7 protein-coding genes are annotated in these 13,778 nt (G+C 37.1%); all 7 read left to right on the plus strand.

Features of this window, described 5'->3' with window-relative positions; genetic code table 11:
- The first annotated feature begins 356 nt into the window (after nt 1-356).
- From dhbA to COL05_RS30000, 7 genes are read left to right on the plus strand one after another with little or no spacing between them, the layout of a single operon-like run.
- Nucleotides 357-1,127: a 2,3-dihydro-2,3-dihydroxybenzoate dehydrogenase gene (gene dhbA, locus COL05_RS29970; RefSeq protein WP_098671261.1), complete on the plus strand. Its 771-nt coding sequence runs from the start codon at nt 357-359 to the stop codon at nt 1,125-1,127.
- Nucleotides 1,128-1,153: 26 nt separating this feature from the next.
- Nucleotides 1,154-2,353: an isochorismate synthase DhbC gene (gene dhbC, locus COL05_RS29975; RefSeq protein ID WP_098671262.1), complete on the plus strand. Its 1,200-nt coding sequence runs from the start codon at nt 1,154-1,156 to the stop codon at nt 2,351-2,353.
- A gap of 12 nt (nt 2,354-2,365) precedes the next feature.
- On the plus strand, nt 2,366-3,985 hold the full coding sequence (locus COL05_RS29980; RefSeq protein WP_098671263.1) for a (2,3-dihydroxybenzoyl)adenylate synthase: 1,620 nt from the start codon (nt 2,366-2,368) through the stop codon (nt 3,983-3,985).
- 29 nt (nt 3,986-4,014) lie between these two features.
- Complete coding sequence (locus COL05_RS29985) at nt 4,015-4,908, plus strand: isochorismatase family protein (RefSeq protein ID WP_098671264.1); 894 nt, start codon at nt 4,015-4,017, stop codon at nt 4,906-4,908.
- Nucleotides 4,909-4,939: 31 nt separating this feature from the next.
- A complete protein-coding gene (locus COL05_RS29990) occupies nt 4,940-12,097 on the plus strand; it encodes an amino acid adenylation domain-containing protein (RefSeq protein WP_098671265.1) in 7,158 nt (2,385 codons plus the stop codon).
- Complete coding sequence (locus COL05_RS29995; protein ID WP_098671266.1) at nt 12,094-12,318, plus strand: MbtH family protein; 225 nt, start codon at nt 12,094-12,096, stop codon at nt 12,316-12,318. Before COL05_RS29990 ends, COL05_RS29995 begins: the two co-directional genes overlap by 4 nt.
- Nucleotides 12,318-13,760 carry an MDR family MFS transporter gene (locus COL05_RS30000; protein WP_098671267.1) on the plus strand — a complete coding sequence of 481 codons (1,443 nt, stop codon included), beginning with the start codon at nt 12,318-12,320 and terminating at the stop codon, nt 13,758-13,760. The genes COL05_RS29995 and COL05_RS30000 overlap by 1 nt, the downstream gene beginning before the upstream one ends.
- Nucleotides 13,761-13,778: the final 18 nt, after the last annotated feature.

The following is a 13,778-nucleotide window of genomic DNA, read 5'->3' on the forward strand; positions in this document are numbered from 1 at the left end:
TAAAGTTTCACTTTATACACGAAGGCATCTACAGTTAATCTTCTTCAATTTTAAAAAGAGGAGTATGAATTAAATTTTTCATGTAAGTATTTAGTAATGCTCTTAGATGTAATTGCATGGAGAAGTACGAAAATATTTTATCTGAAAAATAAAAATAGGTTGACAAGTTCATTGAGAAAGATTATCATTTCGGTGTAACGATATTAAATGAAAAATATTATCAATGAATAGTATTTTGTTGAAAAGTACACTTGACCAATTAGTTTAGTAAGTGTATTATTTTTTACATCGATAATGATAATCATTATCATTATTTTGTTTGATTAGATTAATTTTCAAATGAAAGGATAGAGAAAATGAACTTAGGGGAATTTGATGGAAAAACGGTTTTAGTAACAGGTGCAGCCCAAGGTATAGGTAGTGTTGTTGCCAAAATGTTTTTAGAAAGAGGAGCTACAGTTATTGCGGTTGATCAAAATGAAGAGGGATTAAACGAACTCTTAAATGAAATATATATGAAAACGTTTTGCTTAGATGTGAGTGATAGTACCGCAGTTGAACAGATGGTAAATGATATTGAAAATGAAATAGCACCGATAGATATATTAGTGAATGTTGCAGGGATTTTACGTATGGGAGCGATCCACTCTTTAAGTGATGAAGATTGGAATAAAACATTCTCTGTAAATTCTACAGGCGTTTTCTATATGTCCCGAGCAGTCAGTAAATATATGATGCAAAGAAAGTCAGGGGCAATTGTTACAGTTGGTTCAAATGCAGCAAATACTCCGAGAATGGAGATGGCTGCGTATGCTGCATCAAAAGCTGCAACGACGATGTTTATGAAGTGTTTAGGATTAGAACTTGCAGCGTACAACATTCGTTGTAACTTAGTTTCTCCAGGTTCAACTGAAACTGAAATGCAAAGGTTACTATGGGCTGATGAGAATGGCGCAAAAAATATAATAGCAGGTACTCAAAGTACATATAGACTCGGTATACCGTTACAAAAAATTGCACAGCCTTCAGAAATTGCTGAAGCGGTATTGTTTTTAGCTTCAGATAAAGCGAGTCATATTACAATGCATAATTTATGTGTCGATGGCGGAGCTACATTAGGCGTTTAATAAAAAATTCAGGGGGTTACTATGCTATGAATGAATTTACGGCTGTAAAGGAACTGTCAGAAAAATTACTAGAAGATTATAAGACTGAATCTTCATTCTTTTTCGCTTCACCAACGCGAACAATATTGACAGAAGGAGAGTTTACTACAGTAAAGCATTGTGAAATTGAAAGTTTCCCAGAGTTTGTGCAAGCAGAATTACGTAATGCAAAACAAGCAGGAAATTCGAATCCTATCGTTGTCGGTGCTTTGCCATTTGATCGTAGAAAAGAAGTTCAACTTATCATCCCAGAATATAGCAGAATATCTGGACGTTTACAATTAGATACAACAAATAAGCTTGAAATAAATGAGAACTTAACATGTGAAATGATACCTGTACCAGAACCTGAAGTGTATATAAATGGTGTGAAGCAAGGGATTAAAAAAATACAGGACGGGGATTTAAAGAAAATCGTTCTATCTAGATCGTTAGATGTTAAATCTTTTGAAAAGGTTGATAAGCAAAAACTTCTTCGAGAATTAGCAGAGCATAATAAGCACGGTTATACATTTGCTGTGAATTTACCGAAAGATGAAAAGGAGAATAGGAAGACGTTAATTGGAGCAAGTCCTGAGTTACTCGTTTCACGTAATGGTATGCAAGTTATTTCTAATCCGTTAGCTGGTTCAAGGCCACGTAGTGAGGATCCAGTTGAAGATAAAAGAAGAGCAGAGGAATTACTTTCTTCTCCAAAAGATTTACATGAACATGCGGTAGTAGTAGAAGCAGTTGCTGCCGCGCTTCGTCCGTACTGTCATACATTACATGTTCCGGAAAAGCCATCCGTTATTCATAGTGAAGCGATGTGGCATTTATCTACTGAAGTGAAAGGTGAACTAAAGGATCCGAATACTACTTCTTTGGAATTAGCAATTGCTCTTCACCCTACGCCAGCAGTTTGCGGAACGCCGATGGAAGAAGCGAGAGAGGCGATTCAAAAAATTGAGCCATTTGACCGTGAATTCTTTACAGGCATGCTAGGTTGGAGCGATTTAAATGGAGACGGTGAATGGATTGTTACAATACGCTGTGCTGAAGTGCAAGAAAATACACTCCGATTATTTGCAGGAGCGGGAGTTGTTGCTGAATCAAAACCAGAAGATGAGTTAGCAGAAACATCAGCTAAGTTCCAAACAATGCTGAAGGCTCTAGGGTTAAGTGATAATTCACTGAATGAAAAATAGGGGGAAGAAAGAATGTTAACAGGTTATACAAAGTGGCCAAAAGAATTTGCTGATCGTTATCGAGAAGAAGAGTGTTGGCTTGGTGAAACATTTGGCGGGATGTTAAGAGAGCGGGCTGAAAAATATGGCGATCAAATTGCAATTGTAAGTGGTAATACGCATATTACGTATAGTGAGCTTGATAAAAAAGTAGATCGCTTAGCTTCAGGTTTACTGAATTTAGGAATAAAGCAAGAGGATCGAGTTGTAATCCAGCTACCTAACGTTATTGAGTTTTTCGAAGTATGTTTTGCGCTATTTCGAATTGGGGCACTTCCTGTTTTTGCATTACCTTCACATCGAAGCAGTGAAATTAGTTATTTTTGTGAGTTTGGTGAGGCGAGTGCTTACGTTATTTCAGATAAAGCTCTCGGTTTTGATTATCGAAAACTAGCAAGAGAAGTGAAAGAGAAAGTGCCAACTTTACAACATGTAATTGTAGTGGGAGAAGAAGAAGAAGAGTTTCTAAACATAAATGATCTATATATAGATTCCGTTCCATTACCAGACGTTCAGCCAAGTGATGTTGCGTTTCTCCAATTATCAGGAGGGACAACGGGACTTTCTAAATTAATTCCTCGAACACATGATGATTATATTTATAGTTTACGTGTTAGTGCTGAAATTTGTAATTTGAATACAGAGAGCGTCTATATGGCAGTTCTTCCAGTAGCGCATAATTACCCGATGAGTTCTCCTGGAACATTTGGAACTTTCTATGCGGGTGGAAAAGTTGTGCTGGCAACTGGAGGTAGTCCAGATGAGGCGTTTGCACTTATTGAAAAAGAAAAAGTTACGATTACTGCTCTCGTACCACCATTAGCAATGATATGGCTTGATGCTGCATCTTCTCGTAATAATGATTTATCGAGCCTAGAAGTGATTCAAGTAGGTGGTGCGAAATTTAGCGCTGAGGTTGCAAAACGTATACGCCCTACATTTGGATGTACGTTACAGCAAGTATTCGGTATGGCAGAAGGTTTAGTAAATTACACAAGATTAAATGATCCTGAAGAAATTATTATTCATACGCAAGGTAGACCGATGTCTACATTGGATGAAGTAAGGGTTGTTGATGAGAATGACAACGATGTAAAACCTGGGGAGGTAGGTAGTTTATTAACGCGAGGGCCATATACAATTCGTGGTTATTATAAAGCAGAAGAGCATAATGCACGATCATTTACAAAGGATGGATTTTATCGCACAGGTGATCTTGTAAAAGTAAATGAACAAGGTTACATCATAGTAGAAGGAAGAGATAAAGATCAAATTAACCGTGGTGGTGAGAAAGTTGCTGCGGAAGAAGTGGAAAATCATTTATTAGCACATGATGCAGTGCATGATGTAGCAATTGTATCGATGCCTGATGACTATTTAGGAGAACGCACTTGTGCATTTGTAATAGCTCGCGGACAAGCTCCGACTGTAAGTGAATTAAAAATGTTTTTAAGAGAACGCGGTATAGCAGCTTATAAGATTCCAGATCGGATTGAATTTATTGAAGCATTTCCGCAAACAGGTGTTGGAAAGGTAAGCAAAAAAGAGTTACGTAAAGTCATTGCTGAGAAACTTATTACGGTAAAACGATAAAAATATAAAAATTGGAAGGAAGTGATTAGATGGCTATCCCATCTATTTCAGTATACAAAATGCCAGTTGAATCCGAACTACCAAAAAATAAAGTGAACTGGACGCCAGATCCAAAACGTGCGGTTCTTTTAATCCATGACATGCAAGAATATTTTCTTGATGCATATAGCGATAAAGAATCGCCAAAAGTAGAACTCATTTCAAATATTAAGGTAATAAGAGAAAAATGTAAGGAACTTGGTATACCAGTTGTTTATACAGCACAACCAGGTGGACAAACACTAGAACAACGAGGATTATTACAAGACTTCTGGGGTGACGGTATTCCTGCTGGACCAGATAAAAAGAAGATTGTCGATGAACTTTCTCCTAATGAGGATGATATATTCTTAACAAAATGGAGATATAGTGCATTTAAAAAGACAAATTTATTAGAAATTTTACATGAACAGGGAAGAGATCAACTTATTATTTGCGGTATTTATGCGCATATTGGCTGCCTATTAACAGCTTGTGAAGCGTTTATGGATGGTATAGAGCCGTTCTTTGTAGCAGATGCAGTTGCTGATTTTTCACTAGAGCATCATAAACAAGCGTTAGCGTATGCATCTAATAGATGTGCAGTAACGACATCAACTAACTTACTGTTAAAAGATTTACAAAGTGCAAAAGGTGATGAGAGTAAAGGAATCACTTTACAGGAAGTACATGAACTAGTTGCACAATTACTTCGCGAACCGGTAGAGAGTGTTGAGACGGATGAAGATTTATTAAATAGAGGACTTGATTCGGTCAGAATTATGAGTTTAGTAGAGAAGTGGCGTCGCGAAGGGAAAGAAATCACTTTTGCGGATTTAGCAGAGAACCCAACCATTGTGGATTGGTACCGCTTATTATCTCCGCAAACAGAACGTGTACTTTAATATAGACTACATAATAAAGGGGTAGTAAAGAATGCCTAATAGTCAAAAGGTTCGTCATTCGTTATCATCTGCGCAGACTGGTATGTGGTTTGCGCAACAATTAGATCCGCTTAATCCGATTTATAATACCGGGGAATATGTAGAAATACATGGAAATATGAATCAAGAAATTTTTGAATTAGCAGTACGTAAAGTTGTAATGGAAGCAGAAGCACTGCATGTTCGCTTCGAAGAGGATGAAATTGGTCCATGGCAAGTTATTGAGGAATTACAGTTTCATATGCATTTTATTGACGTTCGTAAAGAAGAAAATCCTGAAGAGGCTGCTAAAATATGGATGGAAAATGATTTATCTATGCCAGTCGATTTGAAAACAGATACATTATTTACTGAAGCACTTATTCAAGTTGAAAATAACCGTTTCTTTTGGTATCAGCGCATCCATCACATTGTGATGGATGGCTATGGATTTTCAATTCTAAGCCAAAAGGTAGCGAAAGAGTATACAACACTTATAGAAGAAACAAATAAGAAAGAGAAGTCATTTGGTTCTCTTGCGAAAATTGTACAAGAAGATATAGAGTATCGTGAATCTAAACAATTCCAGGAAGATCGTATCTTTTGGTTAGAGAAGTTTGCAGATGAACCAGAAGTTGTAAGTTTAGCAGAAAGAGCGCCGAGAACCTCCAATGGATTTTTACGAGAAACAGCTTATTTATCCAGTTCTAGCACGAAAACTTTACTAGAAGATATTAATGTTTCTTTAACAAGTTGGCCAGAATTTCTTGTCGCTGTAACAAGTATATATATGCATAAATTAACAGGTGCAAATGATATTGTTTTAGGTTTACCGATGATGGGGCGTCTCGGTTCAGCATCTATTTATACACCGAGCATGGTAATGAATTTAGTACCACTTCGTCTCACTGTAACTCCAAATATCACTCTTGCAGAATTATTACAGCAAGTTTCTAAAGAAATCCGAGACGTACGTCGTCATCATAAATATCGTCATGAAGAATTAAGGAGAGATTTAAAGTTACTAGGCGAAAATCAAAGGTTATTCGGGCCGTTAGTGAATGTGATGCCTTTTGATTATGGGCTTAACTTTGCTGGGAATCATGGTATTACACATAATTTGTCAGCCGGACCTGTCGATGATTTATCAATAAATGTTTATAAACGTTTCGATGAAACTGAGCTAATGATTCATTTTGATGCGAATCCGGAAGTATATAATGGCACGGAACTAACGCTGCATAAAGAGAGATTTATGAATGTATTAGAATTAATGATAAGTACATATCAAAAAGACGCGTCGATTGGAAGCATAAACATTACTCTTCCTGAAGAAAATCATAAAGTTTTATTGGAATGGAATGAAACTAAGGAAGCTGATAAGTTAATCTCTCTACCTATATTATTTGAAAAACAAGTACAAAAACACCCAAATAAAATAGCGGTTATTTGTAACGGGGTAGACCTTACGTATAATGAGCTAAATGAACGAGCAAATAAACTGGCGCACTATTTAGTAGAGCAAGGAATAGGATCAAATCAGTTTGTAGCTTTAGTATTTCCAAGATCAACGGAAATGGTAGTCAGTATGCTAGCAGTTTTAAAGGCTGGTGCAGCGTATTTACCAATAGATCCAGAATATCCAGCCGAACGAATCAATTATATAGTAAATGATGCAAAACCAGCTTGTATTATAACGCATTCATCTGTTACATCAACTTTAGTTATAGAAAATGATATGAAAAAGATCGAATTAGATCGCGAAGAAACAGAACTAGCGTTAAGAGCATATTCTCATATGAATCTACCATTTAGAAACGATGAGTCACTTTTAAACCCAGCTTATACAATTTACACTTCAGGCTCAACCGGCAATCCAAAAGGTGTAATTGTTCCTATGAAAGCTTTAAGTAACTTTTTATTGGCCATGGATGATATGTTTTCATTACATGAAAACGATCATTTATTAGCAGTTACAACATTTGCGTTTGATATTTCAGCTTTAGAAATTTATTTACCGCTTATTAGTGGGGCAAGTATAACAATTGCTCAAAAAGAGGTAATTCAAGAGCCTTCGGCGTTAACGGCATTGTTACAAGAAGAAAGAGTGACAATTATGCAAGCTACACCGACGCTCTGGCAGGCGTTAGTAACGGAATATCCAGAGAGGCTACAAGGACTAAATGTGCTCATTGGTGGCGAAGCTCTTCCAGCCCATTTAGCAAATACATTAAAAGAATTAGGTTGCACTATTACAAACTTGTATGGACCAACTGAAACGACTATTTGGTCTACTGTTATGAACATCGATGAAAGGGAAAGTGGTATACCTCCTATCGGAAAGCCAATTTGGAGTACAGACGTGTATGTACTAGATGCAGGGTTACAACCAGTTCCACCTGGAGTTATTGGTGAATTATATATTGCAGGGGAAGGACTTGCAAGTGGATATTTAGGACAACCAGAGTTAACGGCTGAACGGTTTGTTGCAAATCCTTATGGAGAGCGAGGAGAGCGCATGTACCGTACTGGTGATCTTGTAAAATGGCGCAATGATGGTGTGCTAGAATATGTGAGCCGTGCAGATCATCAAATTAAAATTCGTGGTTTCCGAATTGAATTAGCTGAAATTGAAATGGTATTACAACGCCATGAAAATATTAAGCAAGCAGTAGTAATGGTACGAGAAGACCGCCCAAATGATAAACGAATCATCGCGTATATCGTTGCCGAAGAGAAGGAAACGATTCATCTTTCAGAAATTCGTTCTTATGTTTCAGAAAGTTTAGCGAATTATATGGTACCATCAGCACTTGTGTTGCTAGAAGAATTACCATTAACACCAAATGGAAAGGTTGATAGAAAGAAATTACCTGCGCCTGATTTTAATGGCATGAACAATGAGAGAGTTGCTAGAAATCCGAAAGAAGAAATATTATGTGATTTATTTGCAGAAGTACTTGGTGTTTCTCGTATTAGCATAGACGATAATTTCTTTGAAATGGGTGGCCATTCGCTTCTTGCATCGCGTTTAATGGCAAGAATTCGTGAAACGTTAAGTGTTGAATTAGGAATTGGAAAACTATTTGAATCGCCAACTGTTGCTGAACTAGTGAAGCAATTGGATCAAGCAAAAAATGCTAGACCAACTATTAAGAAAGTAAGTAGACCAAGTGAAGTTCCACTTTCATTTGCACAGCGTAGGTTATGGTTCTTACATTGTTTAGAAGGTCCAAGTCCTACTTATAATATTCCGTTAGTCATTCGTTTGTCTGGAAAGTTGAATGAGGAAGCATTACAAGGTGCCTTTTATGATGTAGTCGAGAAACATGAAACACTGAGAACAATTTTCCCTAACGTATTAGGTAGTTCCTATCAGAAAATTTTAGATATAGGAGATTTAAATCTAGAAATGATTAAAACAAAAATATGTAAAGAGGAATTAGAAAGTGTGCTTGCAGAAGCGGTAAGATATAGCTTTAACCTTGATGTTGAGCCAGCAGTTCGTTTGCAACTATTTACAGTGAATGAAAACGAACATGTATTGCTAATTCTATTGCACCATATTGTAGGGGATGGCTGGTCATTACAACCGTTAACGAGAGACTTTACAACGGCATATAAAGCACGATGTCAAGGTGACAGCGTACAGCTGGAAACACTTCCAGTTCAATACGCAGATTATGCACTTTGGCAACAGCAATTACTTGGTGATGAAACTACACCAGAAAGTCTCATTTCAACACAATTAGATTTTTGGAAGAAGGAGTTAGAAGGTTTACCGGACAAAATGGAGTTACCTACAGATTATCAGCGTCCAGTTGAAACGAGTTACCGCGGAGAAACAATTCATTTTCATATAGATGCAGGTATGCATAGTAGGTTAGTAGAGCTTGCACGGAAAAATGGAGTTAGTTTGTTTATGGTATTGCAAGCAGGACTAAGTGTGCTATTTACAAGATTAGGTGCAGGTACCGATATACCAATCGGTAGTCCGATTGCTGGAAGAAACGATGATGCTCTCTCTGACATAGTCGGTTTATTTGTAAATACATTAGTGTTACGTACAAATACATCAGGAGATCCAAGCTTTAAAGAATTATTAAATAGAGTGAAGCAAACAAATCTTGCAGCTTATGAAAATCAAGATGTACCATTTGAACGACTTGTTGAAGTATTAAATCCAGTACGTACTCGAAATAGTCATCCGCTGTTTCAAGTTATGTTTGCTTTCCAAAATACACCAGAAGCAACCTTTGATGCTCCGGATATAGAAGCGAGCCTTGAAATTCAAAGCGTTGGCTCTGCGAAATTTGATTTAACATTTGAAATTAGCGAGAGTAACGGAGTTGATGGTACTCCGAACGGCTTACACGGATTGTTAGAGTTTAGTACTGATTTATATAAACGTGAAACGGTACAAAAATTAATAGAACGATACATTCTATTATTAGATGATGCAGCAGTGAATCCTGATCAATCAATTGGTAGATTAGAAATATTAACGTTAGCAGAGAAAAATACAGTGTTAGAAAAGTGGAATGGTGGTTTTCAAATTGTACCAGAAATGACATTATCACAATTATTTGAAAAGCAAGCTCATATAAATCCAAATTCTATTGCTGTCGTCTTTGAAGATGAAAAGTTAACTTATGAAGAGTTAAATAAAAAAGCGAATAAAATAGCTCGTTTGCTAATAGCAAAAGGAATTGGTCCCGATCAACTCGTTGCTTTAGCAATGCCGAGATCTTTAAATATGGTTGTGAACTTACTTGCGGTTCTTAAAGCAGGAGCAGGTTATCTTCCATTGGATCCAGATTACCCGTCTGATCGTATTTCATTTATGCTCCACGATGCGAAACCATCATGTGTTTTAATAAATTCAGATGTGGAAGTTGAATGTGATGAGGAACTGAAAATTTTAGTTGATGATGTAAAAGTAAGAGAAGAAATTGAGAAATATAGCGAAGACAATATTGATGAAATGGAGCGCGTAAAGCCATTAACGCCATCACATATTGCTTACGTTATTTATACATCAGGTTCAACAGGTAGACCGAAAGGCGTTATGATACCTCATCAAAACGTAGTAAGACTTTTAGGAGCAACTGATCATTGGTTCCAATTTGACGCAGACGATGTGTGGACGATGTTCCATTCATACGCTTTTGATTTCTCGGTTTGGGAAATTTGGGGGCCTTTATTATATGGAGGACGTCTAGTCGTGGTGCCACATAGTATAAGTCGCTCGCCGAAAGAATTTTTACAACTTCTTGTTAAAGAAAAGGTAACTGTTTTAAACCAAACTCCATCAGCGTTCTATCAATTCATGCAAGCAGATCGTGAAAATGAAGAAATTGGTCAAAAATTATCTTTACGATATGTTGTTTTTGGAGGAGAGGCACTTGAGCTAAGTCGATTAGAAGATTGGTATAGTCGACATTCTCATAACGCACCAAAACTTATTAATATGTATGGAATTACGGAGACGACTGTACATGTTAGTTATATTGAGTTAGATGAAACAATCGTCTCTTTACGAGCGAATAGTTTAATTGGGTGTAGTATACCTGATCTTAAAGTGTATGTGTTAGACAACTATTTACAACCTGTGCCACCAGGAGTAGTTGGAGAAATGTATGTTGCAGGTGCCGGGCTTGCTCGTGGATATTTAGGAAGAGCAGGTTTAACTGCAGAACGTTTTATTGCAGATCCATTTGGCAAGCCAGGTACAAGAATGTATCGTACTGGAGACTTAGCACGTTGGCGTCAAGATGGAACGCTAGATTATATAGGACGCGCAGATCATCAAATAAAAATTCGCGGATTCCGAATTGAATTAGGGGAAATAGAAGCGGTCATAATGAAACACCCTAAAGTTGAGCAAGTAGCCGTTATTGTACGGGAAGATCAACCAGGGGATAAACGATTAGTTTCTTATATCGTCGCATCAAATAATGAAATGATTGATACGAATGAAATGCGCCAATTTGCTGGAGGTAGTTTACCAGATTATATGGTTCCATACGCTTTTGTAGCAGTAAATGAGTTGTCTTTAACTCCAAACGGTAAATTAGATAGAAAGGCATTGCCGGCTCCAGAATTTATCGCATCATCTTCTAGTCGTGGGCCAAGAACACCGCAAGAAGAAATGTTATGTGACTTGTTTACAGAAGTTTTAAGTGTGCCGCAAATTGGAATTGATGACGGATTCTTTGATCTAGGTGGCCATTCACTTCTTGCAGTGCAGCTTATGAGCCGTATTAAAGAAGCACTTGGGGTCGAATTAAATATCGGAACTTTATTTGCAGCACCTACTGTTGCAGGTCTTGCTGAAAGACTTGAAGTGGGAAATGGACAAAGTGCACTCGATGTGTTGCTTCCATTACGAGTAAGCGGAGACCAATTGCCACTATTTTGTGTACACCCAGCAGGTGGATTAAGTTGGTGCTATGCAGGGCTTATGAAATCTTTAGGAACAAATTATCCAATCTACGGTGTCCAAGCACGTGGTATCGCTAAAAATGAAGAACTTCCAAAAAGTTTAGAGGAAATGGCAGCGGATTATTTAAAACACGTTCGTGAAGTACAGCCTCACGGACCATATCGTTTACTCGGTTGGTCACTTGGAGGAAATGTTGTGCATGCAATGGCGGCGCAACTGCAAAATGAAGGGGAAGAAGTAGACTTACTCGTTATGCTAGATTCTTATCCTGGTCACTTTTTACCGAATACGGAAGCACCTACTGAAGAAGAAGCATTAATCGCATTACTTGCTTTAGGGGGATACGATCCAGATAACATGGATGGTAAACCACTTACGATGGAAAGTGCGGTAGAAATACTTCGTAAAGATGGAAGTGCATTAGCAAGTCTTGAAGAAGAGACGATTTTGAACTTGAAAGAAACATATGTAAATTCAGTAGGATTGTTAGGGAAATATGTACCGAAAGTTTATAACGGAGATATTTTATTCTTTAGATCTACTGTTATACCAGACTGGTTTGATCCTATTTCTCCAAATACGTGGCTAAATTATTTAGATGGGCAAATTGTGCAATACGATATTGATTGTAGACATAAAGATTTATGTCAACCAGGACCACTTACAGAAATTGGACAAGTATTAGCGAAATATTTGCAGGATAAGAAAGGGGTAAGTACAGTATGACGAATCCATTTGAAAATGATAATTACACATATAGAGTATTAAAAAATGAGGAGGGCCAGTATTCTCTCTGGCCTGTCTTTCTTGATGTACCTATTGGTTGGAATGTTGTACATGAAGAGGCTAGTAGAAATGATTGTTTACAATATGTTGAAAATAACTGGGAAGATTTGAATCCAAAAAGTAATGAAGTTGGCGAAAAAATATTAGTAGGAAAACGATAATGAAGGCAAAAATAAATCCAAAAGTAGTTGTAAGCATCGTATATATAACAGCGATGTTTATGGCTGCGATGGATGCAACAATTGTGAATGTAGCACTCCAAACAATAAGTAAAGAATTACAAGTACCTCCATCTGCAATGGGGACTGTTAATGTTGGGTATTTAGTTAGCTTAGCTGTATTCCTTCCGATTTCTGGTTGGTTAGGAGATCGCTTCGGTACGAAAAGAGTATTTCTAACCGCTCTTTTCGTATTTACAACTGCGTCTGCATTATGTGGAATAGCGAATGATATTACTTCATTGAATCTTTTTCGCATCATGCAAGGTGCTGGAGGGGGGCTTTTAACACCAGTTGGGATGGCGATGTTATTCCGAACATTTTCACCAGAGGAAAGGCCGAAAATTTCACGGTTTATTGTGTTACCAATTGCTGTCGCACCGGCAGTAGGACCAATTATTGGCGGTTTCTTTGTAGACCAAATGTCTTGGCGCTGGGCATTTTATATTAATGTACCGTTCGGAATCATAGCATTGCTATTCGGTCTACTATTTTTAAAAGAGCACATTGAAAAATCAGCTGGTCGCTTTGATTCTCTCGGTTTTATTCTTTCAGCCCCAGGATTTTCGATGCTAATCTATGCGCTCAGTCAAGGACCATCAAAAGGATGGGTTTCCCCAGAAATTATAAGTACTGGAATAGCCGGGGGTGTATTCATTACATTGTTTATCATTGTTGAACTTAGAGTAAAGCAACCGATGTTAGATTTACGCTTATTAAAAGAACCTGTTTTTAGAAAGATGAGTCTTATTTCATTGTTTTCATCCGCTGGTTTATTAGGAATGTTATTTGTTTTTCCACTTATGTATCAAAATGTAATAGGAGTTTCCGCATTGGAATCAGGTCTTACGACATTCCCAGAGGCGATTGGGTTAATGATTTCTTCACAGATTGTACCATGGTCATATAAGAAATTAGGAGCTCGTAAAATAATTTCTATTGGGTTAATTTGTACGGCGATTATCTTTGTTTTATTAAGTTTTGTAAATCACGATACGAATCCATGGCAAATACGGGCATTATTGTTTGGCATAGGTATTTTCTTAGGCCAGTCTGTTGGAGCAGTTCAATTTTCTGCATTTAACAATATAGCGCCACCTTCTATGGGGAGAGCAACGACTATATTTAATGTGCAAAATCGATTAGGATCTGCATTAGGAGTTGCTGTTTTAGCTAGCATATTATCTGGATTTGGAAGTAATGAAATACAGAATTATACACAGTCAGATTTCATACCATATCAAGCTGCATTAATTGGATCTGCAATATTTTTACTCGTCGCATTACTATTTTCTTTACGTATTTCTGATAAAGAAGTAATGTCAAATAAGAAGAAAAAGCCGTTACCCGTATTACAAAAAGAGAAAGAAGTTGTAAACGAATAAGTTATAGCATGATAATAT

The sequence above is a fragment of the Bacillus sp. AFS059628 genome (assembly GCF_002571225.1).
GTDB lineage: Bacteria > Bacillota > Bacilli > Bacillales > Bacillaceae_G > Bacillus_A.